This is a genomic window from Bradyrhizobium sp. NC92 (genome assembly GCF_025200865.1).
Taxonomy (GTDB): Bacteria; Pseudomonadota; Alphaproteobacteria; order Rhizobiales; family Xanthobacteraceae; genus Bradyrhizobium.
Genome location: NZ_CP104171.1, coordinates 3,276,952 through 3,303,670 on the forward strand (window position 1 = coordinate 3,276,952; position 26,719 = coordinate 3,303,670).

At 64.0% G+C, this 26,719-nt stretch carries 32 protein-coding genes; 25 read left to right on the forward strand and 7 right to left on the reverse strand.

All coding sequences use genetic code 11. The features are described 5' to 3' along the window. Positions 1-2: 2 nt before the first annotated feature. The 3 genes from N2602_RS15160 to N2602_RS15170 are packed head-to-tail and all read right to left on the reverse strand — an operon-like array spanning position 3 to position 2,628. Positions 3-1,145 (reverse strand): acyl-CoA dehydrogenase family protein, encoded by a 1,143-nt coding sequence (locus tag N2602_RS15160; protein ID WP_260383141.1) that lies wholly within the window; start codon positions 1,143-1,145, stop codon positions 3-5. A gap of 13 nt (positions 1,146-1,158) precedes the next feature. Further along, positions 1,159-1,527 carry a tautomerase family protein gene (locus N2602_RS15165; protein ID WP_172784524.1) on the reverse strand — a complete coding sequence of 123 codons (369 nt, stop codon included), beginning with the start codon at positions 1,525-1,527 and terminating at the stop codon, positions 1,159-1,161. Positions 1,528-1,530: 3 nt separating this feature from the next. Beyond that, positions 1,531-2,628 carry a LacI family DNA-binding transcriptional regulator gene (locus N2602_RS15170; protein WP_260383142.1) on the reverse strand — a complete coding sequence of 366 codons (1,098 nt, stop codon included), beginning with the start codon at positions 2,626-2,628 and terminating at the stop codon, positions 1,531-1,533. 187 nt (positions 2,629-2,815) lie between these two features. Between N2602_RS15170 and dapA the strand changes: the two genes are divergently transcribed. From dapA to dhaK, 23 genes are all read left to right on the forward strand, one after another. Continuing rightward, a complete protein-coding gene (gene dapA, locus N2602_RS15175; RefSeq protein ID WP_260383143.1) occupies positions 2,816-3,721 on the forward strand; it encodes a 4-hydroxy-tetrahydrodipicolinate synthase in 906 nt (301 codons plus the stop codon). Positions 3,722-3,732: 11 nt separating this feature from the next. Beyond that, positions 3,733-4,923: a CaiB/BaiF CoA-transferase family protein gene (locus N2602_RS15180; RefSeq protein WP_260383144.1), complete on the forward strand. Its 1,191-nt coding sequence runs from the start codon at positions 3,733-3,735 to the stop codon at positions 4,921-4,923. Beyond that, entirely contained in the window at positions 4,920-6,083 is a 1,164-nt protein-coding gene (locus N2602_RS15185) for an acyl-CoA dehydrogenase family protein (RefSeq protein WP_260383145.1), read from the forward strand. Before N2602_RS15180 ends, N2602_RS15185 begins: the two co-directional genes overlap by 4 nt. Positions 6,084-6,094: 11 nt before the next feature. Continuing rightward, the gene (locus N2602_RS15190) at positions 6,095-6,502 is read left to right on the forward strand and encodes a MaoC/PaaZ C-terminal domain-containing protein (RefSeq protein ID WP_260383146.1); all 408 of its coding nucleotides are present in this window, start codon (positions 6,095-6,097) and stop codon (positions 6,500-6,502) included. A 3-nt stretch (positions 6,503-6,505) separates the two neighbouring features. Continuing rightward, entirely contained in the window at positions 6,506-6,937 is a 432-nt protein-coding gene (locus N2602_RS15195) for a MaoC/PaaZ C-terminal domain-containing protein (protein WP_011086090.1), read from the forward strand. Continuing rightward, positions 6,934-7,884 (forward strand): dihydrodipicolinate synthase family protein, encoded by a 951-nt coding sequence (locus N2602_RS15200; RefSeq protein ID WP_260383147.1) that lies wholly within the window; start codon positions 6,934-6,936, stop codon positions 7,882-7,884. The genes N2602_RS15195 and N2602_RS15200 overlap by 4 nt, the downstream gene beginning before the upstream one ends. 16 nt (positions 7,885-7,900) lie before the next feature. Next, positions 7,901-8,203 carry a DUF4286 family protein gene (locus N2602_RS15205; protein ID WP_260383148.1) on the forward strand — a complete coding sequence of 101 codons (303 nt, stop codon included), beginning with the start codon at positions 7,901-7,903 and terminating at the stop codon, positions 8,201-8,203. Between the two features lie 121 nt (positions 8,204-8,324). Next, positions 8,325-9,161 (forward strand): ABC transporter substrate-binding protein, encoded by an 837-nt coding sequence (locus N2602_RS15210; protein ID WP_260383149.1) that lies wholly within the window; start codon positions 8,325-8,327, stop codon positions 9,159-9,161. Positions 9,162-9,180: 19 nt separating this feature from the next. Further along, a complete protein-coding gene (locus N2602_RS15215; protein WP_172784534.1) occupies positions 9,181-9,912 on the forward strand; it encodes an amino acid ABC transporter permease in 732 nt (243 codons plus the stop codon). Then, positions 9,909-10,700, forward strand: coding sequence for an amino acid ABC transporter ATP-binding protein (locus tag N2602_RS15220; protein ID WP_373569489.1), 792 nt, complete (start codon positions 9,909-9,911; stop codon positions 10,698-10,700). The genes N2602_RS15215 and N2602_RS15220 overlap by 4 nt, the downstream gene beginning before the upstream one ends. Before the next feature lie 9 nt (positions 10,701-10,709). Further along, positions 10,710-11,639 (forward strand): dihydrodipicolinate synthase family protein, encoded by a 930-nt coding sequence (locus tag N2602_RS15225; RefSeq protein WP_260383150.1) that lies wholly within the window; start codon positions 10,710-10,712, stop codon positions 11,637-11,639. A 496-nt stretch (positions 11,640-12,135) separates the two neighbouring features. Then, positions 12,136-13,494 carry an ABC transporter substrate-binding protein gene (locus tag N2602_RS15230; RefSeq protein WP_172784536.1) on the forward strand — a complete coding sequence of 453 codons (1,359 nt, stop codon included), beginning with the start codon at positions 12,136-12,138 and terminating at the stop codon, positions 13,492-13,494. 124 nt (positions 13,495-13,618) lie between these two features. Then, positions 13,619-14,542, forward strand: coding sequence for a carbohydrate ABC transporter permease (locus N2602_RS15235; protein ID WP_246571106.1), 924 nt, complete (start codon positions 13,619-13,621; stop codon positions 14,540-14,542). Beyond that, the gene (locus N2602_RS15240) at positions 14,539-15,501 is read left to right on the forward strand and encodes a carbohydrate ABC transporter permease (RefSeq protein WP_260383151.1); all 963 of its coding nucleotides are present in this window, start codon (positions 14,539-14,541) and stop codon (positions 15,499-15,501) included. Before N2602_RS15235 ends, N2602_RS15240 begins: the two co-directional genes overlap by 4 nt. Positions 15,502-15,572: 71 nt before the next feature. After that, positions 15,573-15,701 carry a hypothetical protein gene (locus N2602_RS15245; RefSeq protein ID WP_257187333.1) on the forward strand — a complete coding sequence of 43 codons (129 nt, stop codon included), beginning with the start codon at positions 15,573-15,575 and terminating at the stop codon, positions 15,699-15,701. Positions 15,702-15,711: 10 nt separating this feature from the next. After that, complete coding sequence (locus N2602_RS15250; protein ID WP_172784540.1) at positions 15,712-16,809, forward strand: ABC transporter ATP-binding protein; 1,098 nt, start codon at positions 15,712-15,714, stop codon at positions 16,807-16,809. After that, positions 16,802-17,824: an ABC transporter ATP-binding protein gene (locus N2602_RS15255; RefSeq protein WP_172784541.1), complete on the forward strand. Its 1,023-nt coding sequence runs from the start codon at positions 16,802-16,804 to the stop codon at positions 17,822-17,824. The genes N2602_RS15250 and N2602_RS15255 overlap by 8 nt, the downstream gene beginning before the upstream one ends. Before the next feature lie 13 nt (positions 17,825-17,837). Further along, positions 17,838-18,461 carry a dihydroxyacetone kinase subunit DhaL gene (dhaL, locus tag N2602_RS15260; protein ID WP_172784542.1) on the forward strand — a complete coding sequence of 208 codons (624 nt, stop codon included), beginning with the start codon at positions 17,838-17,840 and terminating at the stop codon, positions 18,459-18,461. Then, complete coding sequence (gene dhaM, locus N2602_RS15265; protein WP_036041954.1) at positions 18,458-18,850, forward strand: dihydroxyacetone kinase phosphoryl donor subunit DhaM; 393 nt, start codon at positions 18,458-18,460, stop codon at positions 18,848-18,850. Before dhaL ends, dhaM begins: the two co-directional genes overlap by 4 nt. A 31-nt stretch (positions 18,851-18,881) precedes the next feature. Next, the gene (locus N2602_RS15270) at positions 18,882-19,184 is read left to right on the forward strand and encodes an HPr family phosphocarrier protein (RefSeq protein ID WP_172784543.1); all 303 of its coding nucleotides are present in this window, start codon (positions 18,882-18,884) and stop codon (positions 19,182-19,184) included. Between the two features lies 1 nt (position 19,185). Next, positions 19,186-20,805 (forward strand): phosphoenolpyruvate--protein phosphotransferase, encoded by a 1,620-nt coding sequence (gene ptsP / locus N2602_RS15275; protein WP_172784544.1) that lies wholly within the window; start codon positions 19,186-19,188, stop codon positions 20,803-20,805. A 1-nt stretch (position 20,806) separates the two neighbouring features. Continuing rightward, on the forward strand, positions 20,807-21,220 hold the full coding sequence (locus tag N2602_RS15280) for a hypothetical protein (RefSeq protein WP_172784643.1): 414 nt from the start codon (positions 20,807-20,809) through the stop codon (positions 21,218-21,220). Between the two features lie 36 nt (positions 21,221-21,256). Then, entirely contained in the window at positions 21,257-22,240 is a 984-nt protein-coding gene (dhaK, locus tag N2602_RS15285; protein WP_172784545.1) for a dihydroxyacetone kinase subunit DhaK, read from the forward strand. Positions 22,241-22,525: 285 nt separating this feature from the next. On the opposite strand, the gene N2602_RS15290 is transcribed toward dhaK, so the two are convergent. Both N2602_RS15290 and N2602_RS15295 read right to left on the reverse strand, forming a co-directional pair. Beyond that, positions 22,526-22,936, reverse strand: coding sequence for a hypothetical protein (locus N2602_RS15290; protein ID WP_172784546.1), 411 nt, complete (start codon positions 22,934-22,936; stop codon positions 22,526-22,528). A 210-nt stretch (positions 22,937-23,146) separates the two neighbouring features. Then, positions 23,147-23,785, reverse strand: coding sequence for a TetR/AcrR family transcriptional regulator (locus N2602_RS15295; protein WP_172784547.1), 639 nt, complete (start codon positions 23,783-23,785; stop codon positions 23,147-23,149). A 219-nt stretch (positions 23,786-24,004) separates the two neighbouring features. On the opposite strand from N2602_RS15295, the gene N2602_RS15300 reads away from it, so the two are divergent. Both N2602_RS15300 and N2602_RS15305 read left to right on the forward strand, forming a co-directional pair. Further along, entirely contained in the window at positions 24,005-24,742 is a 738-nt protein-coding gene (locus tag N2602_RS15300) for a molybdopterin-dependent oxidoreductase (RefSeq protein WP_260383152.1), read from the forward strand. 52 nt (positions 24,743-24,794) lie between these two features. After that, complete coding sequence (locus N2602_RS15305) at positions 24,795-26,039, forward strand: glycosyltransferase (RefSeq protein ID WP_260383153.1); 1,245 nt, start codon at positions 24,795-24,797, stop codon at positions 26,037-26,039. A gap of 136 nt (positions 26,040-26,175) precedes the next feature. On the opposite strand, the gene N2602_RS15310 is transcribed toward N2602_RS15305, so the two are convergent. Together N2602_RS15310 and N2602_RS15315 are read right to left on the reverse strand one after the other, a co-directional pair. Continuing rightward, positions 26,176-26,298, reverse strand: a complete 123-nt coding sequence (locus N2602_RS15310) for a DinB family protein (RefSeq protein ID WP_260383658.1) — start codon at positions 26,296-26,298, stop codon at positions 26,176-26,178. Next, the gene (locus tag N2602_RS15315) at positions 26,241-26,684 is read right to left on the reverse strand and encodes a DinB family protein (RefSeq protein WP_260383154.1); all 444 of its coding nucleotides are present in this window, start codon (positions 26,682-26,684) and stop codon (positions 26,241-26,243) included. Before N2602_RS15315 ends, N2602_RS15310 begins: the two co-directional genes overlap by 58 nt. Between the last annotated feature and the right edge of the window lie 35 nt (positions 26,685-26,719).

A 26,719-nucleotide genomic window follows, 5' to 3' on the forward strand; every position in this document is an offset into this window, starting at 1 on the left:
CCTCACGCGGCCTCCTTCTCGACCTGGCGGGCGATGATCAGCCGCTGGATCTGGTTGGTGCCTTCGTAGATCTGGGCGAGGCGGATGTCGCGGAAGATCCGCTCGATGCGGTACTCGCGCGAATAGCCGTTGCCGCCGTGGATCTGCAGCGCGTTGGAGACGTGCTTCATCGCCATGTCGGTGGTGAACAGCTTGGCCTGTGCCGCTTCCTTGGCGATTGGCTCGCCAGCATCGTGCAGGCGCGCGGCGTGATGGATCAGCAGGCGCGCAGCCGCGATGTCGGTCGACATGTCCGCGAGCATGAACTGCACCGCCTGATAGCCGATGATGGCCTGGCCGAACTGCTTGCGATCCTTGGCATAGGCGGTGGCGTCCTCGAACGCGGCCTGCGCCATGCCCAGCGCCATCGAGGCCATCATCAGCCGGCTGAAGTTGAAGTTGCTCATGGCCATCTTGAAGGCCTGGTTCTCCGGCCCCATCACGCTGTCGGCGGGCAAGCGCACGTCGGAGAAGGTGATCTGGCAGTCGTCGAGGCCGTGCATGCCGAGCAGCTCCTCGTTCTTGCCGCGCGCGATGCCGGGCAGGACGCTGTCGACGAGAAGACAGGAGATGGCGCGGTGGCCCGCGTCTGCGCCGGTGCGCGCGAACACCATGATGCGGTCGGCGACGCCGCCGAGCGTCACCCAGGCCTTGGTGCCGTTGAGCCGCCAGCCATTGCCCTCGCGTACCGCGTTGGTGCGGATACCAGCGACGTCGGAGCCGTGATCGGGCTCGGAGACGGCGGTCGCGGGAATGATGTCGCCGCTCAGAATTTTTGGGATCAGCGCCTTGTGTGCCTCGGTGCCGTGATGATCGAAGAACAGCACGGCCTCGACCGGAATCGCGAAGGCGTTGGCGACCGCGCCGGAGCAGCGCGCCAGCTCCTCCATCGCGATGCAGGCCGCCACCGCATCGAGACCGGCGCCGCCGGCGCCCTCGCGCAGGCAGATACCGAACAGGCCGAGATCGGCCATGCCCTTGTAGAGCACGCGGTCGAAGCGGTCTTCGCGATCGATCGCCGCAGCGCGCGGCAGGATCTCCGCTTCTGCGAAGCGACGGGCGGTCTCGCGCAGGGCTTTCTGGTCTTGGCTGTAGAAGCGGTCCATGGCGTGCTCCCCGTCAGTCGCTGGCGAGCTTGGAATCGTGGGAGACTTCGCTGCGGTCGCGATCGCAGAAGTAGACCGCGACGTCGTCGCCCGGCACGCCATAAGCGCTGCATACGGCGCGGGTCAGCGCGATGGCGGCAGCGCGCCGCTCGGCCTCGCTGCGGCGGAAGGCGTGGACCTTGAGCAGGATGCGCTGACCGGTGGCCTCCGCGCCGAACCTGCCGGCGTGGGCGTAGTCGTCGGGCGCAATGTTCAGGAAATAGAGCGTGACCGTATCAGCGGTGACGCCGAACGCCGACATCAGGCCGTCGGTCACCGACCGCGCCAGCGCGGCCTTGCGCTCGGATGGGACTGGCGGGGCGAGCACTTCGACATAGGGCATCGATCAGACCTTCGCGGACTTGGCTGTAGACGATTTGGATGAAGACGATTTGGACTTGCCGGATTTCGCAGGAGCTGGTGCGCCGATCTGGCGGCAGGAGTCGCGTTGGATCAGCCGCGCGCCGACGCGATATTCGCGGACGCCATCACTGCCATTGCCCCTACTATTTCCCTTGGCGTCCATGCGGTGCAGCAACCGGTCGACGGCGAGGTTGGCGAGATCGCGCGCGCCGTTGTCGACGATGCTGATGGCCGGGCGATGCCATTCGAACCACGGCATGTCCTCGTAGCAGAGCAGCGAGAGATCATCGGGAATGGCGATGTTCCGTTCCGCGGTGACGCGCAGCACGCCGAGCGTTGCCTCGTGATTGGCGACGAAGATCGCGCTGGGCGGGCGGGGGAGGTCGAGCAGCTTGCGCGCGCAGGTCGCGCCGGTTTCGGGCACGTAGTGGCCGGCATGAATCAATGTGTCGTCCCTGGCGATGCCGGCCTCGCGCAGGGCGCGGACATAGCCGGACAAGCGTTCGCGGCCGGACGTGGTGTCCTGACGGCCGACGATCAGCCCGATGCGCTTGTGCCCGAGCTCGATCAAATGACGCGTGCCCAGATAAGCGCCTTGCGGATCGTCGGCGAGCACGGTCTCGAGATCGGTCGCATCGTCGCGCCGCACCAGGCAGACGATCGGCACGTCCTTGGAGAGCGTCTCGAGCTGCGCGCCGTTCTTGCCTGTAGGCACCACGATCAAGCCATCGATGCGATGATCGACCAGCGTGGTGAGGGTGTCGCTCTCGGCTTGCGGATCGTCGCCGCCGATGCACAGAAGCATCTGATAGCCCAGCGCCTTCAGGCGCGCCTGCACCACTTCGGCCATCACCTGGAACGAGGCGTTGGTGAGATTGTGGACGAGAAGAGCAACGAGCCGCGACTGCCCGGTCTTCAATCCGCGCGCGATCGGGTTCGGCCGATAGCCGAGCTCGCGCGCGATGCGCAACAGGCGCTGCTGCGTACGTTCGCTGGTCAGGCCGGTTCCCGTCAGCGCCCGGGAAGCCGTGCTGACTGAAACGCGGGCCGCCTGTGCCACATCTTTGAGCGTGACGCTCATCCAACCTGCCGATAGACTGCAAACGATTGCAGAAACGCTATGAGCTTATTCTACACGGATCAAGCTCAAAAAATGGATGGTGTTGCCCAATGCAGAGCCATTTATGCAAACGTTTGCACAAGAACTGCGGATATTCCGCAGTCTGCCCGCGGCGTCTGGATTCACCCGAGCGCCCGGCATTACCGCGATGAAGACGTTCCGCGGCACCTACACCGTCATGATCACCCCGTTCACGGCAGCTGGCGAGGTCGATGTCGCGGCATTGCGCGCCTTCGTCGACTGGCAGATCGCGCAGGGCATCCACGGGCTGATCCCGCTCGGCTCGACCGGCGAGTTCCTGTCCATGGACGATGACGAGAAGGCGCTCGTTGCGGAAGTCGTCATTCGCCAGGCTGCGGGGCGCGTGCCGGTGCTGATCGGAACCGGCGCGGAGGACACGCGCGAGGTGGTGCGCCTCAGCCGCCGTGCCGAAAAACTGGGCGCCGACGGCGTCATGATCATTCCGCCGTTTTATTCGACGCCGACCGACGACGAACTGGTGCATCACTACAAGACGGTTGCCGATGCGATCTCGCTGCCGATCATGGTCTACAACAATCCGGCGACCGCGAATGTCGATCTCAAGCCACATCTCGTGGCGCGCATCGCCAAGATCGACAATTGTCTCTACATCAAGGAGTCGACGCTGGAGGTGACGCGGGTGCGCGACATCATCCGTCTCTGCGGCGACCGGATGACCGTGTTCGGCGGCATCCTCGGCTTCGAGTCCTTCGTCGAGGGCGCGCAGGGCTGGGTAGCCGTGGCCTCCAACGTCGTCCCGGCGGAGATGGCCCGCATCTTCAGCCTCGTGGCCGACCACGGCGCGATCAAGGAAGCGCGCGAGCTCTATCTGAAATACCTGCCGGTGATCGAATTCGTCGGCGGCCAGGCCTATGTCGCCGGCAGCAAGGCGCTGCTCAATCATATGGGTTTTGCGGCCGGCCTTCCGCGTCCGCCGCGCCTGCCGCTGCCGGCTGCGCAGGATGCGGCCGCGCGTGCCCTGGTCAAGACATTCGATCTGGTGTGGCGCGGCGCGCCGGTTGCGGCTGCTTGAGGTGTGAACGGATGAATCTGCTCGACGGCGTCAAGATCCTCAGCTTCAACCACTATCTCGCGGGGCCCCTGGCCGCACAGACGTTGGCCGATCTCGGCGCCGATGTCATCGCGGTCGAACCGATCGAGGGCGCGTTTCAGCGCAACTGGGCGGTCGCCAATCATTTCGTCGCAGGCGACAGCGTCAATCATCTGGCCACGGGGCGCAACAAGCGCAGTCTCGCCGTTGATCTCAAGCATCCCGACGGCATTGCCGCGGTGAAGAAGCTGGTCGCGACGTCAGATGTCGTGATGGAGAATTTTCGCCCGGGCACCATGGCCAAGCTCGGTCTCAGCTACGACACACTCAAGGAAATCAACCCCGGCCTGATCTATGCGGTCGCCACCGGCTTCGGATCGGAAGGACCGTACAAGGATCGCCCGGGGCAGGACCTGCTGCTTCAGGCGATGTCGGGCCTTGCGATGCGGACAGGGCGCGCGGACGGCGAGCCGACGGCGGTCGGCGCCGTCATCGTCGATCAGCATGCCGCCTCGCTCTACGCCATGAGCATCCTTGCGGCGCTGTTTGCCCGAACGAAGACCGGGAAGGGCCAGTTCGTCGAGGTCAACCTCTATCAGGCCGCGCTCGATCTCCAGGTCGAGCCGCTGACCGCTTGGCTCAACGGCGCGCCGTCGCCGACTTCGCGCGGTCCGGCCGGTATCGCGGCCTGGTTCAGCCCCGGGCCTTACGGCGTTCATGCCACGGCGGACGGTCATATGGCGATCTCCATGGCTACGCCCAGCGCGCTCGCTGTCGGGCTCGAAAACGAAGAGCTGAAGCGGTTCGGGGACACCGAGGGTTTCTCGAAGCGCGAGGAGATCACGCGGATCGTCGCTACCAGGCTGAGACAGAAATCGACGGCCGACTGGCTGCCTTCGCTCGAAGCCGCAAAGGTCTGGCACGCGCCGGTGCAGGATTATCGCGACCTCGAGTCCGATCCCCAGCTCAACCATCTCGGCGTGTTCAAGAGCGCGGAGAGTGCCGGCGGCGCGCCGATCCGGATGGTCGCGCATCCCGCGCGCTATGACGGGCAGACGCCCGAGGTGCGGCTGGTGCCGCAGCGGCTCGGTGCGCAGACGCGCGAGGTGCTAGGCGAGATCGGCTACGACGCCGCGGAGATCGACGCGATGGTTGCCGGCAAGGCCGTCGGAGTGGCGCGATGATCGATTTTTCAATCCCCGAAGAGACGCGCCTTCTGGTCGATACCGTCCGCCGCTTCGTCGAGACCGAGGTGCAGCCGCTCGAAGACGTCGTGGAGCAGACGGCCACGGTGCCGGCTGAAGCGCTTGCGGTCACCAAGGCCAAGGCACAGAAGCTCGGCCTCTATGCCATGAACATGCCGGCGGATGTCGGCGGCGGCGGGCTAACTTGCGTCGAGTATTGCCTGGTCGAGGAAGAATTCGGCAAGACGTCAGATGCGCTGATCCGCCGCGTGTTCGGCCAGGTCTATCCGATGCTGATGGCCTGCAAAGGCGATCAGGTCGAGCGCTATCTGCTGCCGACGGTGAAGGGCCACAAGATCTGCGCCATGGCGATCACCGAGCCCGGCGCCGGCTCCGATGCGGCGTCGATCAGCACCACGGCGCATCTCGACGGCGACGAATGGGTGCTCAACGGCACCAAGCACTTCATCAGCGACGGCGACATCGCCGATTACATCATCCTGATGGCGCTGACCGACAAGGAGAAGCGGGCTCGCGGTGGCATCACCCTGTTCCTGGTCGACCGAGCTACGGCCGGCTTCAAGGTCGCACGCACCCAGCCGATGATGGGCCATCGTGGCTATGGCCATGCCGAGCTGAGCTTCGAGGATTGCCGCATCCCGAAGGCGGCCGTGCTCGGCGAGGTCGGCGGCGGCTTCAAGCTGATCATGCAGAGCGTGCTCCAGATCCGGCTTGCCCATATCGGCGCACGCGCGGTCGGCATGGCGCAGCGCGCGCTGGAGATGATGCGCAGGCACGCCGGCGAGCGGCGCCAGTTCGGCCAGTTGATCGGCGATTTCCAGATGGTGCAGAAGCTGATCGCCGATTCCGCCACCGAGATTTTCGGCGTGAAGATGATGGTGATGAACGCCGCCTGGGACATCGATCAGGGCAGGGATGCGCGCGACAAGGTCTCGATGATCAAGGTCGCGGCATCCGAGATGCAGGGCCGCGTGGTCGACCGCGCCATTCAGGTGTTCGGCGGCATGGGATTCAGCAAGGATTTGCCGCTGGAGCGGATGTATCGCGACGCCCGCGTCACCCGCATCTATGACGGTACCTCCGAAATCCATCGCATGCTGGTTGCGCGCAGCACCATTAAGAACGGCCTGCAGCTTTAGGGAAGCGATCGATGTCTCACGCACCTCTCAAGCCCGGCGCCGCCTTTGTCTTTCGCAAGACCATGACGGTGGCCGAGCAGGCGATGTTCACCGGCATCAGCGGCAATCTCGGCGGTCTCTATGTCGATGCCGTCCGCGCCAAGAGAGCCGGCGCGTCGAACATGGTCGCCTTCGAGTTCGCAGTCGGCGGTCTCGCCACCACCTGTCTCAGCCAGCTCGGTGGGCCCACGCGGCGGATCGGCAGCATCGCGCTGACTTTTGCGGCGCCCGTGATCGTCGGCGACTCAGTGGAGGCCAAAGCCGAGATCGTCTCGGTCGACGGCGATGACGCGGTCTGCCGCGTCACCTGCACGCTGTCGCCCTCCGGCGCGACCGTGGTGGACGGCACTGCAACGCTGGTTCCCTTCGCGAAGGGCTGAGCCATGTACGAGCCAAAATCCTTCGACGATCTCAAGGTCAACGACAGGGTCAGCCTGAGCAAGACCATCACCGAGGCCGATGGCGCGCTCTACATCGCCGCGACCGGCGATTTCGGCCCTGTCCATGTCGACGAGGTCTATGCCGGCGCGACGCGCTTTGGCCGCAGGCTGGCGCCGGGGATCATGGTTGCGGGCCTCTGCACCAGCATCCTCACCTCTGAGCTGGTCGGCACCATCGGCGTGTCGGTGGAGGACCGGTTCTGGTTCACAGGTCCCGTGTTCTACGGCGACACGCTCACCTTCGATGTCTGGATTGCCGAGCAGCACGACGAGACCCGCACCATCATTTGGGAAGCGAGCGCCCGTAACGAGGGCGGCCTCGAAGTGCTGAAGGCGCGCGCTAGCCTGAAATTTCCGCGACGGAAACCGTCATGAGCAAGGCGAGGAAGAAACCGGATCTGCGCGGCGTCACGGTCGCGACCGTGCTGCCCTTCAGAGACGACAGCTCGATCGACTGGGACGGCTATTCCCGCGTGCTGGATTATTGCGCCTGTCAGGACGGAATCGCGGCGGTGTTCGTCAATGGCCACGCGGGTGAGGGCGGGTCGCTGTCGGACGACGAGCGTCAGGCCGTGATCGAGCGGACGCGCAAGCAGATCGGCGCCAAGCCCTTGCTGGCCGGCATCATCGCGCATTCGACCGCGGAAGCGATTCACCAGGCCCAACTCGCGGAAGCGGCCGGCGCCGATTGCGCCGTGCTGTTCCCGCCCGCGCCGCTCGGCGGCGGCGCCTCGGCGACCTCACGCGCGCCGCTGGCTTTCGTGCAGGCAGTCAGCTCCGCGATCGGAATTCCGGTCTCGATCTTCCAGTACCCACTGGCATCCGGCTTCGGCTATTCGCCGGAAACTCTCGCCAAGATCGCCGCACTCGACAGCGTCATCGCGGTCAAGGAAGGCAGCGACACCATGCTGGCCTATGACGAGAACCGGCGGGCGGTGAAGCAGGCCGATCCCTCCGTCGCGATCCTGCCGTCGAACTTCAACTGGTTCCTGCCGCAGCTCGCCGTCGGCGGCGACGGCATTCTCTCCGGCCTCGTCAGCCTCGCGCCGGATTTATTCGTAGCGCTGTGGCAGGCCTCGCTCGCAGACGACCTCAAGGCCATGCGCGCCGTCAACGAGCGGCTTTATCCGATCGTCCGCGCCATCTACGGGCCTGCGCCGATCATGGACATGCACACCCGCATGAAGGTCGGGCTGAAGGCCCTTGGCCTGATCCGCAACGCCGATCCGCGGCCGCCGCTGCTGCCGGTTCTGCCGGCGCTCTGCGATGCCATTGCAGCCACCGTCGGCGCGGCGCGCGCGGCCGGCGACATCCGCACTTAGCGTGAGGGGCAAGCCGATGCCGGACGAAGCCTTCATCCATATCGTGCGGGTCGACATCGATCCCGAGCACGAGGCTGCGTTCAACGCCTGGTACGAGCAGAAGCATTTTCCCGATCTGCTCACTTGTCCCGGCTGGCTTTCGGCCAAGCGCTTCGTCTCGGTGGGCGACGGGCCGAAATACGCCGCGATGTACGAGGTCGCGGGCAGGTGGGCGTTCGAGACGCCGGAATTCCTGAAGGTGAAGGGCTTTGGTCCGTTCGAAGCCCTGGTGAAGAACTTCATGCGCATCCAGCTCAGGCCGATGTCGGGACCGGCTTGAGCAGGTCGAAGCCGATGCTTCCTGCCGTGTCGCGAGATCCGGCCGGCCGCATCCAATAAGCGTCGAGGGGAATCCCGGGCGAGGAACTGTATCAGTCATTGGCGTCTTACTGGAGGTATCCATGGTCTCGACATTGCTTCGCTTGGGTGCGGCTGCCGCACTCGTTCTCGCATCCACGGCGGTGCATGCCGCCTGCACGCCCGCGATCACCGACGACAATCTGATCGCGCCGGGCAAATTGCAGCTCTCCATCAACCCGACCAACCCGCCGCAGCAATTCGTCGACAAGGACGGTCAGCTGCAAGGCCTCAACGTCGAGCTCGCCGCCGAGCTCGGCAAGCGGTTGTGTCTTCCCGTCGAACTCGTCCGGATGGATTTTCCGGCGATGATTCCCGCCTTGGGCGCAGCGCGCATCGACGGCGTCAATACCGGCATGTTCTGGACCGAGGAACGTTCGAAGCTGATGTACATGGTGCCGTACGCCATTCAGGCGATCTCGGTCGTGGTCGCACCCGACAGCGGCACAAAAATTGCTACCGAAAACGATCTGATCGGAAAATCATCCGCCGTCGAGGTCAGCAGCTACCAGATGAACTGGCTCAAGAAGCTCAGCGATGCCAGCGTGGCGAAAGGCGGAGCAGCCGTCGAGATGCGGACGTTCCCGACCGCGACCAACGTCATTAGCGCGCTGCTCGCGGGCCAGGTCGACAATGCGCTACTGGTCGACAGCGTGGCACGCGATCTCGTCGGCCGTGGTCGCGTGAAGGAAGTCCTGAGTGGGCTCGGCACGGCCAGGACCACGCTTGGTTTCCGCAACAAGACGGTCGCCGATACCGTCGTCAAGGCGCTCAACACGATGCGCGCCGACGGCTTTTATCAGGCGCTGTTCGACAAGTTCGGTCTGACCGCCATGCCGGCTGATCAGCCGCTTGCGATCGCCGGCCCCGGTCCGGCCTGAAACCTACGGAGACGAGCCGATGAGCCTTTTCAGTCCGACGGCCGCCGTCAGCTACTTCTTCAACTACTTCCTGATGAAGGGAGTGCTCGTCACCATCGGCTTGACGGTGGCGGCGGTCGTCGGCGGATTGATCCTCGGCATGGGCATCGCGCTATTGCGCATGTCGTCCAATCCGGTGCTTGCGGGCGCCGCGCGCTTCTACATCTGGTTCTTCCGCGGCACGCCGCTCCTGATCCAGCTCGTCGTGATCTACAGCGGCTTGCCGCAGCTCGGCATCAAGTTCAGCGTGATCACCTGCGCGCTCGTTGGCCTGATCCTCAATGAGGCGGCCTATCTCGCCGAGATCGTGCGCAGCGGTTTCATGGCGGTGTCGGCGGGGCAGCGTGAGGCGGCCTGGGCGCTCAGCCTGTCGCCCTGGGTGACGTTCCGCCGCGTGACCCTGCCGCAGGCGTTCCGGCTGATGATCCCGCCGCTCGGCAACTCCATCAACTCGCTGTTGAAGGCGACCTCGCTTGCCTCCGTGATCTCGGTCGAGGAGCTGATGCGCCGCAGCGACATGCTGATGCAGGAGCATTTCCAGATCCTCGAAGTCTATGCCGCTGCTACCGCGTATTACCTGATCCTCACCTCGGTCTGGGACGCGGTTCAGCGCCGGCTCGAAAAGCATTTCGGTCGATCGAGTGCCGCAAAAACCAGGCGGGTCGCAGCGAGCGCGCCGGTTGCACAGGCGAGTGTGGAGGCCCGGGCATGAGCGAGACATCGATGGCGAGGGCCGAAAGTGCAACAATGCAGCCGCAGCTCCGTGAGGTGCCTGCGGTCCGCATGGAGGCGGTCTACAAGCACTATGGCGACTTCACCGCGTTGAACGAGGTCGATCTCAAGGTCGCCAAGGGCGAGAAGATCGTGGTCTGCGGTCCTTCAGGCTCGGGCAAATCGACGCTTATCCGCTGCATCAACCACATCGAGAAGCACGACGAGGGTCTGATCTACGTCAACGGCGTCGAGCTCGATCATCAGCGTAAGAACATCGATGCGGTCAGGCGGGACACCGGCATGGTGTTCCAGAGCTTCAATCTGTTCCCGCACATGACGGTGCTGGAGAACTGCACTCTGGCACCGATGACCGCGAACGGGATGAGTGCGGTCGAGGCCAAGGATCTCGCCATGCATTTCCTGACCAAGGTGCGGATTCCGGACCAGGCGGAGAAATATCCCGGGCAACTCTCCGGCGGTCAGCAGCAGCGCGTCGCCATCGCACGCGCATTGTGCATGCGTCCCAAGATCATGCTGTTCGATGAGCCGACCTCCGCGCTCGACCCCGAGATGGTCAAGGAGGTGCTGGAGACTATGAAGAAGCTTGCGGAGGAGGGCATGACCATGCTGTGCGTCACGCACGAGATGGGCTTTGCCCGCGAGGTCGCCGACCGCATCGTGTTCATGAACGAGGGCAAGGTGGTCGAGCAGGCTGCGCCGGAGCAGTTCTTCAAGCATCCGAAGTCGGAACGGGCACGGACGTTCCTCGATCAGATCATCCATTAATCGGCCAAGATGCGGACATTCAACGACCGCCTACGCGGCATTCACGCCGCTACCATCGTGCCGATGACGCCCGGTTTCGAGGTCGACGAGGCGCAGCTCGCAAGCCATCTCATCTCGGTGGCATCTACGCCTGGAATCAATGGGCTCCTCGTCAACGGCCACGCCGGCGAGAACTTCGTGCTGTCGCTGGCTGAGAAGCGGCGCGTGGTGGAGCTGGCGCGTCAGCACGCGCCGAAGGACTGCCTGATCGTCTCCGGGGTCAACCATGAATCGAGCCTGGAGGCCGCGCGCGAGGCGGCTGCGCTGGAGCAGGCCGGCGCCGACGGGCTGCTGGTGTTTCCTCCCAACAGCTGGGCGCTTGGTCATGCCGATGATTGCGTGATCGAGCATCACCGCCGCATCCGCGATGCCACGACAGGGCCCTTGATGCTTTACGCCGCGCCGGTCGGCGCGGGAGCCATGGCCTACGCACAGGCGCTGCTGACGAGGCTGGTCGCCGATGCCCGCTTCGTCGCGGTGAAGGAGGGCAGCTGGGAGGTTGCGGCCTACGAACAGAACCTCAGGCTGATACGCAAGCTGCGACCGGACTTCGTCGTGCTCGGCTCGGGCGACGAGCATTTGCTGACAAGCTACATCGTCGGCTCGGCCGGTAGCCAGGTCAGCCTCGCCTGCGTCGTGCCGGAACTCGTGGTGGGCCTTTGGAGTGCTGCGGAAGCCGGCGATTGGGAGCGGGCGCGCGCCGCGCACGATAAGCTGTATCCGCTTGCCGTTGCGATCTACCGCGACCCGCCCGGAGGACGCGCGACCGTGCGCCTCAAGGCCTGCCTGAAGCTGCTCGGACGATTGTCGTGCGACGCGGCGCGGCCGCCGCAGCCGGTGGCGACACGCGGTGAGTTGCAGGCGCTCGAGCAGGCACTGCGCGTCGCCGGCGTGCTCTAAGCCGCGAAGCGGCCATCGTCGGATTTCGGACGACGAGGGAGCTATTCGCGCCGCCGAAGTTGCTTCATTGAACATTCAGTAAAGTAGTTTGCTAAACACGCGGCGAGGGCCGACCTTCCGACTCTCCTGCTGTTCGGATGGGCTGGATTGCTCCTGGCAGGCGACAGCGGCGGTCGCATTCGGCAAGTTTTCCGACGTTTTCGCTGCGACTGCGAACATCTCGCTTACACGCGAACGCCGTAAGCCTTCGCCAGACTCGCGACCAACGGGGCTTGACGATCTCCGAAATTTAGTAATACGTTTAGTGTTACAAAAAACTAAACATCACGCATCGGGCCGATGTGTGGGAGGAGCCCAAGCCATTCCGGAGCCGTCTCCGGAAGCGGTCCGTCTCGTCCTTCATTCATCGCTCCTCAAACTCGGTTTCAGGGTCTTGGCGTCGTTCCGGCAGGACGCGCCGAGCGGGTTAGATGCTTCAACGAGAGAGGAAACGGATATGCGGACATTCAATTGGTTGAGAGGCTCGGCGGCCACCACGGTTCTTGGGGTGGCGCTGCTGGGGGGATTTGGCGGAGGCGAAGCTGCGGCCCAAGGTAAGCAGCTCACGCTGTGCTGGGCGGCATGGGATCCGGCCAACGCGCTGGTCGAGCTCGGCAAGGACTTCACGAAGCAGTCCGGCATCGAGATGAAATACGAGTTCGTCCCGTGGACAAGCTATGCCGATCGCTTCCTCAATGAGCTCAACTCCCATGGCAAGCTCTGCGACCTGATCATCGGCGACAGTCAGTGGATCGGCGGCGCCGCCGAGAACAAGTGGTACGTGAAGCTCAACGATTTCTTCGACAAGGAGAAGATTTCGATGGACGACTTCGTCCCGGCGACCGTCGTCGGCTATTCGCAGTGGCCGAAGAACTCGCCGAACTATTGGGCGCTGCCGGCCATGGCGGATGCGGTCGGCTGGACTTATCGCAAGGACTGGTTCTCGCGGCCCGAAATTCAATCCGCGTTCAAGGCCAAGTACGGCCGCGACCTGGCGCCGCCGAAGACCTATGACGAGCTGAAGCAGGTCGCCGAGTTCTTCCAGGGCCGCGAGATCGACGGCAAGAAGGTCTATGGCGCCTACATCTTCACCGAGCGCGGCTCCGAAGGCATCACCATGGGCGTGACCAACGTGCTCTACAATTTCGGCTTCGCTTACGACAATCCAAAGAAGCCGTACCAGATGCAGGGCATCGTCAATTCGCCCGAGGCGACCAAGGGGCTTGAGTTCTACAAGGAGCTCTACAAGTGCTGCACGGCGCCGGGCATGACCAACGCCTACATGCAGGAGGGGCTCGACGCCTTCAAGTCCGGTCAGGTGGCGATGCAGATGAACTGGTTCGCGTTCTTCCCTGGCCTCTACAAGGATCCTAATGTCGGCGGCGACAAGATCGGCTTCTTCGTCAATCCGGCCGGCCCGAACGGACACTTCACCCAGCTCGGCGGACAGGGCATCTCGGTCGTAGCGACCTCCGATCGCAAGAACGACGCGCTGGCTTACATCAAGTGGTTTGCGCAGCCCGCCGTGCAGCAGAAGTGGTGGCAGCTCGGTGGCTACTCGGCGCTGAAGGCGGTGGTCGACGCGCCCGACTTCCCGAAGAGCGCGGCATTCGCGCCGCAATTCCTGGAATCGATGGGCATTGTCAAGGACTTCTGGGCCGAGCCGTCCTACGCGCAACTGCTGCTCGACATGCAGAAGCGGGTGCATGACTACGTCGTCGCCGACAAGGGCACGGCGCAGCAGGCGCTCGATCTCCTGGTCAAGGACTGGACCAAGGTCTTCAAGGAGCAGGGCAAGCAGGTCGCCTCGCAATAGGTCTTAGGCCTCGCCTCGACCGAAACGGTACCCCGGGGCGTATGCGCCTCGGGGAACCCGAGCCAGCCAGCCGATGGACAAGATGACCACGATCCTTCAACCCGACGATGCTACATTTCCCGGCATGAGCGAGCCCGTCAAACCTCGCACTGCGCGACCTGTCCGCGGACTGTCGGACCGGACCATCGCCTGGCTGTTCGTCGCGCCGACCATCGCGCTGTTGCTGGCGATCAACATCTTTCCGCTGGTGTGGATGATCCGGCTGTCCTTCACCAGCCTCAATCTCAGCATGTCCTATCTTCCGCTGCGCTTCGTCGGTCTCGACAATTTCACCGACATCCTCACCGACGAGGACGTCTGGTTCCGGCTGCAGACCACGGCGCAGTTCGTGATCTGGTCCGTCGCGTTTCAGGTCGTCATTGGCTTCGGCCTGGCGCTCCTGATCAACCGCCAGTTTCGCGGCCACAGCTTCTGGACCACGATCATCCTGCTGCCGATGATGCTGTCGCCGGCCGTGGTCGGCAATTTCTGGACGCTGCTGCTGCAGCCGCAGATCGGGCCATTCAACTATCTGATCAGTCTGTTCACCGGCGTGCCGCCGAGCTCGTTCAGCATGACCGGGCAGGTTTCGCTCGCACCCTGGACCATCGTGCTGGTCGACACCTGGATGTGGGCGCCCTACGTCATGCTGATCTGCCTCGCCGGGCTTCGCTCCATTCCCGACTACATCTATGAGGCGGCCGAAGTCGATCGCGCCTCGGCCTGGCGGCAGTTCTGGTCGATCACGCTGCCGATGACGGTTCCATTCCTGATGCTCGCCGTGCTGTTCCGCGCGATCGAGAATTTCAAAATGTTCGACATGGTCAATCTGTTGACGTCCGGAGGCCCGGGCTCGACCACCGAGCTCGTGTCGATCACGCTGAAGCGCGCGGCGTTCGAGAAGTGGCGCACCGGCTATTCCAGTGCGCTCGCCATCATCTTGTTCGTCACCGTGTTCGGTGCGGCGAACATATACGTGAAAGCGCTCAACAAGGTGAAGCAACGATGACCGCCGCCCTCACCAAGTCCACCGCGCACTCCATCGTCGAAGCGTCGCCGCGCGCAAAGATGGTGGCAGGTGGTCTCGTCATCCTCTACGCCGTGATCACGATCCTGCCGCTGGTCTGGATCGTCGCCACCGCCTTCAAATCTCAGAGCGATGCGATCGCATATCCGCCCAAGGTCATCTTCGAGCCGACCCTCGAAGGCTATGTGAACCTGTTCACCGTGCGCACCCGGCAGACGCCGGACTTCATCGCCAAGCTGCCGCCGCCGGAGACGTGGTACGACAAGCTCGTGCGTCAGCGCGACATGGTCATTGCCGGACCGTCGAAGGTCGTGCCGCGCTTCGTCAACTCGCTGATCATTGGGTTCGGCTCGACCTTCCTGGCCGTCTTTCTCGGCACGCTCGCGGCCTACGCTTTCTCGCGCTTTCGCATTCCACTGGCTGACGACCTTCTGTTCTTCATTCTCTCGACGCGCATGATGCCGCCCGTTGCCGTCGCAATCCCCATCTATCTGATGTACCGGCAGCTCAATCTGACCGACACCAGGCTCGGAATGATCCTGCTCTACACTGCCGTGAACGTCTCGCTCGCGGTCTGGCTGCTCAAGGGCTTCATCGACGAGATCCCGCGCGAATACGAGGAGGCCGCTCTTGTCGACGGCTACACGCGGCTGCAGGCGCTGCGCAAGGTGGTGTTGCCGCAAGCCGTCACGGGCATCGCAGCCACGGCGATCTTCTGCCTGATCTTCTCCTGGAACGAATATGCGTTCGCGGTTCTCCTGACCAGCGGCGAGGCGCAGACCATGCCGCCCTTCATCCCCTTCATCATCGGGGAGGGTGGGCAGGATTGGCCGGCCGTTGCCGCGGCCACCACCCTGTTCGTCGTGCCGATCGTCCTGTTCACCGTGTTGTTGCGCAAGCACCTGCTGCGCGGCATCACCTTCGGAGCTGTGCGCAAATGAGCGGTTCTGCTGCAGTCGCCAAAGGCGTGGTCTCTCGCTGGTTCCGACGCGGCCCCTGGGAGACGGCTGCGATGACCCTGATCAGCGGAGGCATCGTCATGCTGGTGCAACCCTGGTCGATCGATCTCTACGGCTATTCCTTCGTGACGATCCTGGCCGGCACGCTCGGCTACGTCGTCGTGAGCCATTTTCCGGAATAAGGCGGCAGACATGGCACAAATCCGCGTCGAAAACCTGCGTAAGTCGTTCGATCAGTTTACCGCCGTACAAGGCTCCAACTTTACGATCGAGGATGGCACCTTCTTTGCGATGCTCGGCCCCTCCGGTTGCGGCAAGACCACCACCTTGCGCATGATTGCGGGCCTGGAGCTGCCGACTGAAGGCAAGATCCTGCTCGACAATGAGGACGTCACCTTCCAGCGCGCATCCGCGCGCGATATCGCCTTCGTATTTCAGCTTTTCGCACTGTATCCGCACATGAACGTGGCCGAGAATATCGGCTTTCCCCTCAAGTGCCAGGGCATGGCCCGGCGCGAGATTTACCAGCGGGTGCAGGAGACAGCCAAGCTGCTGCGGATCGAGCATCTGCTGTCGAGCAAGACGTCGAAGCTGTCTGGCGGCGATCGGCAGCGGGTTGCGCTGGGCCGCGCCATGGTGCGGCGGCCAAAGGCCTTTCTGATGGACGAGCCGCTGGGCGCGCTCGATGCCGAGTTCCGTCATCTGATGTGCAGCGAGCTCCGCGACCTGCACGATCGCATCGGGGCGACCACGGTCTACGTGACGCATGACCAGCTCGAGGCGATGTCGATGGCGGATCGGATCGCGGTCATGAACCAGGGACGCGTCGAGCAGATCGGCCTGCCGCAGGAGATCTATGATCGGCCCGCGAGCATGTTCGTGGCCGATTTCATCGGCTCACCGCCGATGAATTTTCTGCGCTTCGATGCAGGTCTGCGCTCTGGCGATCGAACGATCAGCTTCCATGACACGAGCATCGCGGTGCCGGAGATCCGGGAGGATCGTGCCAGCGCCCGTATGGCACTCGGCGTTCGTCCGGAGCATATCCGCTTCGCCGACGCGGCGCCCGTCCGCGGCGAGGTGTTTGGCGCCGAGTATCTTGGGACCACGCAGATCGTCACCGTCGACACCGCGCATGGGCGCATTGCGGCGCGGTTGCCTTCCAGCGCGCCCGTGCGCATCGGCGAGCGAGTCGGCCTTGAATTCCGTTCGGAACGACTCGCCTTGTTCGACGTCGCCAGCGGCCTTGCGATACGAACGGCCAACGAGGGGAGCGCAAACCATGGCTGACGTCGCCCTACGCAACATCAGCAAGCGGTTCGGCACGGTGGCGGCGGTGCGCGAGCTCTCGCTCTCGGTGAACGACGGAGAATTCATGGTGCTGCTCGGACCGAGCGGTGCCGGCAAGACCACGACCTTGCGGCTGATCACCGGGCTCGAGACTCCCGATTCCGGCTCGGTCATGATCGACGGACGCGACGTGACGCTGGCTCCTCCGGGAGCGCGCGATATTGCCTTCGTCTTCCAGCAATATTCGCTCTATCCGCATCTCACCGTCTATGACAACCTTGCGTTCCCGTTGCGCTCGCCCGCGCGACGGATATCGGAGCCGATCATCAAGAAGCGTGTCGAGCAGACGGCGGAGTTGCTGCATATCGCGAGCAAGCTGAACAATCGCGCAACCCGACTTTCAGGCGGCGAGATGCAGCGGGTGGCAATCGGTCGTGCGCTGGTCCGCGATCCCTCGATCTATCTGATGGACGAGCCGCTGTCGTCGCTGGACGCCAAGCTCCGTGCCGAGCTTCGGCTGGAGCTGAAGCGGATCCAGCTCGAGCTTGGTGCGACCATCCTCTACGTCACCCACGATCAGGTCGAGGCCATGACGATGGCGTCCCGGATCGGGGTGATCAAGGACGGCGAGCTGCTCCAGCTCGGCAAGCCCCGGGAGATCTACGAGAGTCCGTCGTCGAGCTATGTCGCCTCGCGCCTCGGCACGCCCCAGATCAATTTCCTCCCCGCGCGGCTGTTGTCGGACGTGCCGCTGCCGCCGGGAACGGAGACTGTCGGCATCCGCACCGAGCACCTCCGCCTCGCGGCGCGCAATGGCGGGCCGATGGTCGGCCGGGTGCACCGGGTCGAGCACCTCGGCGAGCAGAATCACGTTCACCTGGACTATAAGGGAGAGATGCTGGTCACGCTTGCGGATCCGCATCAACCGCTGCATGCCGGTCAGGAGGTCGAGCTGGATCTGGTGCAACCGCTCTGCTTCGACGGCGCCGGGCAGCGCCTCCCGGCGGTTCATTAGAGGATCAAACGCGATGTCGTTGCAACCCGAGACGTTCAAATCGCTGGTCAGGGTGGCCGCAGAGCGGGTCATTGCCAGCGCGCCCGAGCTCACGAGCCTGGACCAGGCGATCGGTGACGGCGACCACGGATACAATATGAAGCGCGGGTTCGAAGCCGTGCTCGGCAAACTCGATGCGATCTCCGAACAGCCGTTCGACGAGGCTTTGAAGACGATCGGAAAGACGCTCGTGATGACGGTCGGCGGTGCTTCCGGCCCGCTTTACGGCAGCTTCTTCCTGGCCGCAGGCGAGGCCCTCTCGCACGACAAGCACCTGCCTGAGGACATCGCCGATGTCTTCGGCAGCGGCGTGAACGCCGTCTGCGCCCGCGGCCGTTCGCACGCCGGCGAAAAGACCATGCTCGACGTGCTCGTTCCCGTGCTGGAGACGCTGAAGAATGCGGCCGGCCAATCGGACCTGATCGCGCGAGTCAGCACAACGGCCGCAGAGGCGGTCGAGCGGACCGCGCCGATGCAGGCCACCAAGGGGCGGGCGTCGTTTCTCGGGCCGCGCAGCGTCGGTCACATCGACCCCGGCGCGCGCTCGAGCTGTGTTCTCGTGCAGGCGGTATGCGCGAGCCTGGAGGGAAAGCAATGACTGATGCCGTGGGAATCGTGATCGTCTCGCATTCGAAGGACATCGCCAAAGGCACCGCCGACATGGTGCGGCAGATGGTCGGCAGCGAGGTCAAGGTGGCCTTCTGCGGCGGCAATCCCGATGGCGGGCTCGGCACCAGCGTGTCGCTGATCGTCGATGCCATCAACGATGCCTGGTCGGCGAAAGGCGTCGCGATCCTCGTCGATCTCGGCGGCGCCGAAACAAACAGCGAGATGGCGGTCGAAATGCTGGAGCCGGCACGCCGCGATCTCGTTGTCGTATGCAACGCGCCGATCGTCGAGGGCGCCGTGATGGCTGCGACCGAAGCGGCGGGCGGCAGCTCGCTGGCCCAGGTCAAGGCCGTGGCCGAGGAACTCTCTGCCGACTGACGCGTCGGCGAAACGATGATGGAATAAAACGATGCTGGATAAAGCGGACGGCCAGATTATCACCGAGAATGTGCGGCTGGTGCACGCGGTTGGCATGCATGCACGCCCGGCGGTCAAGCTGACCAAGCTGGCCAAGAAGTTCCAGGCCCAGATTTCCGTCCGGGTCGCGGGCGCGGCCGAGTGGATCAATGCCAAGAGCGTGGCCAAGATCATGGCCATGCGCGCGGCTTACGGCAGCACGATCGAGATCAAGGCGTCGGGCAGCGACGCGGAGACTGCCGTCGCCGCCCTGGTCAACCTGATCGCAACAGACTTTCCGGACGAGGCGTCGTAGCATGCAGGGAAGCGCTGCCGGACTGGCTTATCGCGGCAGGACCGCCTCGATCGGCTTTGCCCACGGCCCGCTCGTCCGTGTCGATGCGGGCACGAATGGCGAGCGGATCGCAGGCTCGCTGGTCGAGGAGGCGCTCGATCTTCGCAAGGCGATCGACGCGGCGAGCGGGCAGATCGCCGAGCTCGCCGCGATCGCGGGAGGTGAGGCCGCGCAGATTCTCGAGTTCCAGGTCGCGCTGCTGGAGGATGAGGATTTCATCGAAGCGATCTTCACGGCAATAAGCGAAGGGGATGCCGCCGACGTCGCGTGGCGTTCCGCGCTCGACGAGCAGATTGCGGACTATAATTCGGCCGAGGACGAGTATCTGAAGGCGCGTTGCTCCGATCTTGCGGATCTGCGCGACCGCATCATCAGCATCTTGCGCGGAGGCGGGGGCGAGGCCCCCAAGATCCCGAGCGGTGCCGTCGTTTGCGCCGACGATCTGCCGCCCTCGCGTTTCCTGGAGATCGACTGGTCGGCCGGCGGTGGTCTTGCGCTCCTGCGCGGTAGCCCCACGAGTCATGTCGCGATGCTGGCGCGCGCGCGGGGCATCCCCATGGTCGTGCAGCTCGGCGCCGTTCCGGAGATCGGCGCGACGGCGCTGCTCGATGGCGAGGCCGCTACTCTCGAGCTCGATCCCAGCGTCGAGCAGCTCCGGCTATTCGAGAAGCGGCGCGAAATTCATCGCAAGAGCCGGGCGTCCGCGCGGGCGATCCTGCGACGGCCGACCGCATCTTGGCGCGGGGAGCGGATCAAGCTGCTCATCAACATCCAGCGCGTCGAGGATCTCGATCATGCCGACGCACAATATGCTGACGGCATTGGGTTGATGCGCACCGAGTTTCTGCTCGCCGAGCGCGGCGGCCTGCCGGACGAGGAGACGCAGTATCGCGCCTACGATGCCGTTCTGCGCTGGGCCGATCGACGCCCGGTTACCATTCGCACCTTCGATGCCGGCGGCGACAAGCCGGTACCTGGATTCACCATCGACGGTGAGGCCAATCCCTTTCTGGGCGTGCGCGGCCTGCGGCTTTGCCTCGCCCGCCCCGAGATCTTCAGCGTGCAGCTCCGCGCGCTGGCGCGTGCGGCCGTGCATGGAAATCTCAGGGTCATGTTTCCGATGGTCACGGCGCCGGACGAGTTCGAGTCCGGACGGAAGCTGTTCGCCGAAATCGTGCAGCGCTTGCAGGCCGAGGGCATTGCCGCGATGCTTCCGGAGCTGGGAATCATGGTCGAGGTCCCGGCGGCGGCCCTGGCGACCGCGACCTTCAAGGCTTCCTTCTTCTCGATCGGTTCGAACGATCTCGCGCAATATGTCTTTGCGTGCGACCGTTCCAATGGAGCTCTCGCCCCCTTGATAGACCCCTTGCATCCGGCCCTGCTCGAACTGATCGCGCGAACCGCGGAGCACGGACGCCGCACTGGCACCAGCGTCAGCCTGTGCGGCGACATGGCGGGCGATCCGCGCTGCCTGCCCGCGCTCCTGAACTGCGGCCTGCGCGAGTTGTCGGTGAATGCATCGGCGCTGGCGCAGATCAAGCAGACCATCGACCGCTTGAGCAGCGGAGGCGGGCTTGGCTGACATGGCGATCGATGAACCGGCGGAGGCCGGCGCCGTTGCGGTTTACAAGCGCATCTTCAAGGAGGTGCTCGAGAGCCGCCCGTCAGGCATGCGGTTGCGGCTGGCCCATGCCATGGGCAAGAACCGCAGCTTTGTCAGCCAGATCAGCAACCCGGCCTATCCGGTGCCGATTCCCGTGCAGCACCTGAACACGATCTTCGACGTCTGCCATTTCCCGCCGCAGGCGAAGGCGGCGTTCCTTCGCGCCTACACCCGTGCGCACCCGCGCCGGATCGGCCGCCTGACGGAGGGGGCGCATGAACGGACGCTGACGCTGCACCTGCCGGACCTCGGCAGCTCGAAGCGCAATGCGGAGCTCGATGCGCTGCTGCAGGAATTCGCGCGGCGCTTGAGTGCGATCATACGGGAAAAATGAGCGCCAAGCTCAGGGAGACGAAGCGGGGAGGAGACCATGAAAAAATTCATCAATTCGGTTGATGGCGTGCTCGCGGAGAGCCTCGACGGGTTGGCTGCGGCGCATGCCGATCTCGTGACGCTCGGGCCCGAGCGGAAGTTCGTGCGGCGCCGCGAGCTCAATTCGCGGAAGGTCGCGCTCGTATCGGGCGGCGGGAGCGGGCACGAGCCGCTGCATGCGGGCTTCGTCGGCTATGGCATGCTCGATGCGGCCTGTCCGGGACAGGTCTTTACCTCGCCGACACCGGACCAGATCGTCGAGGCGGCGCAGGCCGTTTCGGGCGAGGCCGGCGTGCTCTTCATCGTGAAGAACTATGCGGGCGATCGCATGAATTTCGAGATGGCGGCCGAGATTTCCGAGGGACACACGGCCACCATCGTCACCGACGACGACGTCGCGGTCGAGAATTCCACCCACAGCATCGGCCGCCGGGGTGTGGCCGGGACTCTGATCGTCGAGAAGATCGTCGGCGCGGCGGCCGAGAAGGGGGCCGACCTCCAAGCTTGCGTTGCACTCGGCGAGCGCGTCAACGCCCGGACGCGCTCGATGGGGGTGGCACTAACGAGTTGCACGGTTCCGGCTGCAGGCACGCCGACCTTTGTGCTCGCCGACGATGAGATGGAGGTGGGTGTCGGCATCCATGGCGAACCGGGACGCCGCCGCGTCAAGCTGGAGCGTGCCGATGCGATCGCTCTTGAGATGACCACTGCCATTGCCGGGGATCTCGACGCCCGCGAGGGCAACGAAGCCCTGCTTCTCGTCAATGGATTTGGCGGAACGCCCGCGATCGAACTCTATCTGATGTACAATGCGGCGCGGCGGATGCTCGAAAAGCGCGGCTTGCGCATCGCCCGCTCGCTGGTCGGCAGCTATGTCACCTCGCTGGACATGGCGGGGTGCTCGCTCACCGTGAGTCTGCTCGATACCGAGACCCGTGCGCTTTGGGACCATCCCGTGCGCACGGCCGCGTTGAAATGGTGACGGCGGCTGCTAACGACTGCTGATGATTTCGATCGTGCTCCGGCGGATGATTGGCTGGGGCCACGCCTCACGCATGCATCGGGAATTTTCCCGGTTCACCCTCCCTGAAACTTGCCGTGTCCTTCGGACACGGCTTCTTTTTGAGGCGGTAGAATATTTCCCTGGCCGTCCCAGGCGCGGGGTGCATAGCGGCTGAAAAGGACTCCGTGTCGGCCGAGCATCCAAATCGATCCATCTCGGTCCGCGCCGATTGCTGCTCGTGCTTGGTTCCGAGGGTCTTCATGGTCAAGTGGGCCGCGCCTGCCGGGTAGCGACAAGGAACAAGATGCCGGCGATCACGCCCAAGATCCCCGGAGATGGGACCAGCAGCAACGTCAACAATGCGAACCAGATGGTCACCGTCCAGCCGAGCCACGCCCCAGGCGTGATGCCCCTTCCGGCAAGCGTCCACTGGAGAACGCCCAGCAACATCGAGGGTATCGCAAAGCTGCCTATGCTTGCCCAGAAGACGACTGCGTTCTGCAATGATTCGATACTGGGCTGCGTGCCCTTGAGCGGCACCGCCGCCCAGAGGCCCTGGGTGACCCAATCAAGCATTTTTGGCCCTCGGAAGATGATCATGAGGATGAGGTGACCAACGCCCAGTGTGATGAGGAGTGCCGAGCCAATTCGTTGCAAAACCTTCGTTGCCATCATGGAATTCTCTGTGTGTGGGTCGCTCGCATTGTCCAGTCGGAATTTACGCGCGTGTTGGATAGTTTTGTGATGCATGAATAAAAGCACTGGCTCGCCCACATCCGGTGGACACGAAGGCGCAGCGATTGGCCTGGAATGTTGCCTCCGCGAAATGGAAGCCGAGGCGACCATGCGCCCATGCGCATTCATAGGAGATTGACTGGGCATCGATCACGGGGCGGTGGGGCGACGTGCTCCGGTTAGTTCAGCGTAGGTTTCGCGCGTTGCGCGAATGCTCGCTATTGCTGCCGCGCGCACGAGATTGTCGATCTCGGGCGGCGGCGCTTCACCGCGCGAGATGTGCGGGCGCACCCCGGCATAGGGGATGTCAATGATCGCGAATCTAGTCGCGCGTCTCAACGTGGGCGAAACCTCGCCGAATAGCCGTCGGGTTATGTCGTCCAGGACAACGTCAAACTCCTTTCCCAGGCGCCGTGCTTCGCGCTCCATATCTGGCGGCCAGCCACCTCCTACAAACTCCTCCCTCCGATGCATGATCGCGATCCGAGCACCTGTTCGATCCGACCTGACCCACTGAGGAACGAACAGACTGGCGGCGATGGCGGCCTCGTTGGGATCGTCGTGTTGGAGCGCCGCTGAAAACCCCCGGTGAAATGCCGCAATCTTACCGAGCCACAGGCGGCCCAGCAGTTCATCGCGTGATTGAAACCGGTGATAGATCGATCCGGACGGCGCCCCAAGCGCATGGGCGATCGCGGACATCGTGGCGGCGGCTATGCCAGAGTTCGCGATGATACGCGCTGCGCTATCCAGAATCTGATGTTCGGTGAACTTCGATGGCCTGGGCATCCGAATTAGATACTAGATTCTATAATTAAAAACAAGTAGAGTCGCGAACGCCGTGCAAACCAGGAGGTTACCGATGACTGTCGCCGTCACGGGCTCATTGGCAGATCAGGTCAGACACGACAGAGTTCCATGGTCGATCGGCCCTAACGCTAACTCGCGCAGTCAGCCGAATGCGTCAGAGCGCAGGGCGTCTCACGCAAGCCTTCGAGGTCACGGGCGATGACCTTGCCACCTGGCCAGCGCCCGATCGCTTCCTTTCCGCGTTTCGGGTTACTGCGCTTCGCGAAGCGCTTTCCCAGGAAACCAGACACGGTGCGATTTGAATTGAGCAGTGATGGTCGTGTCGTCGGCGAAGTAGGGCCGGATCGTTGGGGAGCGTTGCCGCGAACGATCCAGCTCAGCGACTTCCATTGCGTCACAACCTGGAGCAGTCTCGGCCACCGCTGGGAAGGCGTTGGCTTTCGGGACTTCTGCACCGCGTTCGCTTTAATTCAAGCGTGCGAAGACCAACTGGTTGTGTTCCGCGGAAGCGATGGCTACCACGCCGCTTTGCCGCTGGTCGACCTGTTGCAGCCGGAGGTGCTGCTGGCCGATCGTTTGGACGGCGCGCCGCTCCCGGTGGCCCATGGAGCGCCGCTGCGGTTGGTGGCACCGGCCCACTACGGCTACAAGAACGTCAAACATATCGAGCGAATAGAGTTCGGCGTCCATCCGCGTCGCTATCGCCCGGCAGGGCCGGGCTTCATATTCCATCCGCGGGCTCGTGTCGCGATGGAGGAGCGCGGTGTCGGGTTTCCGGGGTGGCTCCTGCGGCGTGCATATCGGCCTTTGATCGCCCCCACCATAATGCGTTGCGCGGAAGCGCTCGAAATGTATCAGGCGAAGAATCATTCGCCAACGACGTCTGAGCATACGCCGAGACAACCTGCGTCGAAGTTGAGGTCAGGCGGTCAATGACTGATAACGGCCCGACATGAACGCGTATAAAACCTAATACCCGGAAGGCCACGTGAAGTTCGTCGCCGTCACCTATGGCACCGAGGGCGATACGCGCCCCATGGCGCTGCTTTGCCGGGCACTGATGGATGCCGGCCACCGTGTCCACCTGCTGGCCGACGTCGCCACGCTCGGCTACGCCGCGGCCCTCGGTGTACCGGCAACCGGCCTCGCCGGCGACATTCGCTCCGCGCTCCGGCAGGACACGCTTGCTAAAAGCGGCGGCGGTTTCGCCGACACGGCGAGCGCATTTGCCCGCATCGCCACCGCCAGATCCGAAGCGTGGCTCCGCACCGCGGCCGCCGCTGCAGAAGACTGCGACGCCGTGGTTCTCGGCGGTCTGGCCGCCTTCGTGGGCCTTTCTGCTGCGGAGGCCTTCGGCATTCCGGCCATCGGCACCGGGCTCATCCCGATTACGCCGACGCGTGAATTCGCCTCACCATTCGTGCGCCCGGGTACTGTGCCGCGCTGGCTGAACCGGACGAGCCACAGGCTGGTCAATGCATTGCTCTGGCGCATCTTCAAAACGTCCGTCAACGCGGCCCGCGCTGCCGTGTGCGGGCTGCCGCCACGCCGCAGTGTCTGGACCGACCATCCGATGCTCTACGGCATATCCCCAAGCCTCGTGCCGCAGCCAGCCGACTGGCCACCAACCGCGCGGATCTGCGGCCAGTGGCTGGCGCCCGTGACCGACTGGTCGCCACCAGCAGCGTTGGGCGAGTTCCTCGCCGCAGGCGAGCCGCCAATTTATTTCGGTTTTGGCAGCATGGGGGGCCTGGGCGGCGCGCAGTTGATGCGCGAGGCGCTGGCGGCGCTGCGCGGTCGGCGCGCGCTGTTCTACCCCGGCTGGGGCGGCGCAGTGGCCGCCGACTTGCCTGCTAACGTCCATCTGTTGGCGGACGTGCCACATGGCTGGCTATTTCCCCGCGTGGCGTTGGCGATCCATCATGGCGGTGCCGGCACTACCCACGCCGCGGCCCGTGCCGGCGTGCCCTCGGTGGTAGTCCCATTCGCGGGCGACCAGCCTTTCTGGGCTGATCGCCTGCACAAAGCTGGCGCTGCCCCGTCGCCTGTGCCCGCCAAAAGCCTGAGTACGGATCGGCTTGCGCGCGCCATCGACGAGGCGAACAGGGACGCTCCACGCGCCAGTGCCACGGCGCTCGCCGTGTCCATCGCGCGGGAGGATGGGTTGAAGGCGGCCGCCACGGCGATCGTAACTCTGGCGCGGCGCGACGTCTCGGGATGCGGCCTTCAGTGAAAATCGATTTGTATCGCTAGTGGCAATGCCCCTCGGTGACGCATAGGTTTGTGCGCGCCAGGTTGTGTCCTGAGGTGAGGGGCGCCGGTCCGAGTTGAAAAGTCCGTTGGACCGCGGCAAACCAGACGCGATCCATTCAGCCCAGCAATGCTGATTGTCCCGCTGCCCCCGGGAAGTAGGTAAGGTCGAGCGCTGGCGGCGTCACGGCCGTCTGCGAAAGCAGGGCGTGGACCTGTCCGCGATGGTGGGCGTGATGCAGGAAGAGCTGCGACAACACGAGGGCATCTGCCTTGGCGTGCCGTCCATGCTGTTGAATGACAGGTTCCCAGCGCAGCCATCCTTATCCAAGATGACGTCGGTAGTTTCGACGATCCGCACGTCTTCCACGAAGCGGGCATCGCGGAGGCTGGAGAAATCGACGCAGACCTCATAATCGAGCGATGGAATGTTGTGCGGCTCGCCGGTCAATCGAGCGAGCCAAATTCTGTCTGTGGCCAACAGATGGTTCAGCGTGCGATGGATCGATCCAAATGCACAAGCGCGGGGGCGAAAGTATTCGGTCGGATCTAATTCGGAGCACGCGGAGTAAATCCGCTGATTGGCCCAGCCTGTCCAGCGTGCTAACGTTCGGAAGCTGTCGAACATCACTTACCCCCAAGTTGCTGAAAGCTAGCCAGATC

Bases quoted from the DNA above. Each gene is read 5' to 3' on its own strand.
- N2602_RS15195 (WP_011086090.1), top strand. From the start codon at position 6,506: ATGTACGAGCCAAAATCCTTCGACGATCTCAAGGTCAACGACAGGGTC.
- N2602_RS15295 (WP_172784547.1), bottom strand. From the start codon at position 23,785: ATGCCCAGGCCATCGAAGTTCACCGAACATCAGATTCTGGATAGCGCA.
- N2602_RS15230 (WP_172784536.1), top strand. From the start codon at position 12,136: ATGCGGACATTCAATTGGTTGAGAGGCTCGGCGGCCACCACGGTTCTT.
- N2602_RS15200 (WP_260383147.1), top strand. From the start codon at position 6,934: ATGAGCAAGGCGAGGAAGAAACCGGATCTGCGCGGCGTCACGGTCGCG.
- N2602_RS15205 (WP_260383148.1), top strand. From the start codon at position 7,901: ATGCCGGACGAAGCCTTCATCCATATCGTGCGGGTCGACATCGATCCC.
- N2602_RS15180 (WP_260383144.1), top strand. From the start codon at position 3,733: ATGAATCTGCTCGACGGCGTCAAGATCCTCAGCTTCAACCACTATCTC.
- dhaK (WP_172784545.1), top strand. From the start codon at position 21,257: ATGAAAAAATTCATCAATTCGGTTGATGGCGTGCTCGCGGAGAGCCTC.
- dapA (WP_260383143.1), top strand. From the start codon at position 2,816: ATGAAGACGTTCCGCGGCACCTACACCGTCATGATCACCCCGTTCACG.
- N2602_RS15165 (WP_172784524.1), bottom strand. From the start codon at position 1,527: ATGCCCTATGTCGAAGTGCTCGCCCCGCCAGTCCCATCCGAGCGCAAG.
- N2602_RS15185 (WP_260383145.1), top strand. From the start codon at position 4,920: ATGATCGATTTTTCAATCCCCGAAGAGACGCGCCTTCTGGTCGATACC.
- dhaM (WP_036041954.1), top strand. From the start codon at position 18,458: ATGACTGATGCCGTGGGAATCGTGATCGTCTCGCATTCGAAGGACATC.
- N2602_RS15160 (WP_260383141.1), bottom strand. From the start codon at position 1,145: ATGGACCGCTTCTACAGCCAAGACCAGAAAGCCCTGCGCGAGACCGCC.
- N2602_RS15235 (WP_246571106.1), top strand. From the start codon at position 13,619: ATGAGCGAGCCCGTCAAACCTCGCACTGCGCGACCTGTCCGCGGACTG.
- N2602_RS15290 (WP_172784546.1), bottom strand. From the start codon at position 22,936: ATGATGGCAACGAAGGTTTTGCAACGAATTGGCTCGGCACTCCTCATC.
- dhaL (WP_172784542.1), top strand. From the start codon at position 17,838: ATGTCGTTGCAACCCGAGACGTTCAAATCGCTGGTCAGGGTGGCCGCA.
- ptsP (WP_172784544.1), top strand. From the start codon at position 19,186: ATGCAGGGAAGCGCTGCCGGACTGGCTTATCGCGGCAGGACCGCCTCG.
- N2602_RS15240 (WP_260383151.1), top strand. From the start codon at position 14,539: ATGACCGCCGCCCTCACCAAGTCCACCGCGCACTCCATCGTCGAAGCG.
- N2602_RS15245 (WP_257187333.1), top strand. From the start codon at position 15,573: ATGACCCTGATCAGCGGAGGCATCGTCATGCTGGTGCAACCCTGGTCG.
- N2602_RS15220 (WP_373569489.1), top strand. From the start codon at position 9,909: ATGAGCGAGACATCGATGGCGAGGGCCGAAAGTGCAACAATGCAGCCG.
- N2602_RS15170 (WP_260383142.1), bottom strand. From the start codon at position 2,628: ATGAGCGTCACGCTCAAAGATGTGGCACAGGCGGCCCGCGTTTCAGTC.
- N2602_RS15225 (WP_260383150.1), top strand. From the start codon at position 10,710: ATGCGGACATTCAACGACCGCCTACGCGGCATTCACGCCGCTACCATC.
- N2602_RS15255 (WP_172784541.1), top strand. From the start codon at position 16,802: ATGGCTGACGTCGCCCTACGCAACATCAGCAAGCGGTTCGGCACGGTG.
- N2602_RS15215 (WP_172784534.1), top strand. From the start codon at position 9,181: ATGAGCCTTTTCAGTCCGACGGCCGCCGTCAGCTACTTCTTCAACTAC.
- N2602_RS15315 (WP_260383154.1), bottom strand. From the start codon at position 26,684: ATGTTCGACAGCTTCCGAACGTTAGCACGCTGGACAGGCTGGGCCAAT.
- N2602_RS15210 (WP_260383149.1), top strand. From the start codon at position 8,325: ATGGTCTCGACATTGCTTCGCTTGGGTGCGGCTGCCGCACTCGTTCTC.
- N2602_RS15300 (WP_260383152.1), top strand. From the start codon at position 24,005: ATGACCTTGCCACCTGGCCAGCGCCCGATCGCTTCCTTTCCGCGTTTC.
- N2602_RS15250 (WP_172784540.1), top strand. From the start codon at position 15,712: ATGGCACAAATCCGCGTCGAAAACCTGCGTAAGTCGTTCGATCAGTTT.
- N2602_RS15190 (WP_260383146.1), top strand. From the start codon at position 6,095: ATGTCTCACGCACCTCTCAAGCCCGGCGCCGCCTTTGTCTTTCGCAAG.
- N2602_RS15280 (WP_172784643.1), top strand. From the start codon at position 20,807: ATGGCGATCGATGAACCGGCGGAGGCCGGCGCCGTTGCGGTTTACAAG.
- N2602_RS15270 (WP_172784543.1), top strand. From the start codon at position 18,882: ATGCTGGATAAAGCGGACGGCCAGATTATCACCGAGAATGTGCGGCTG.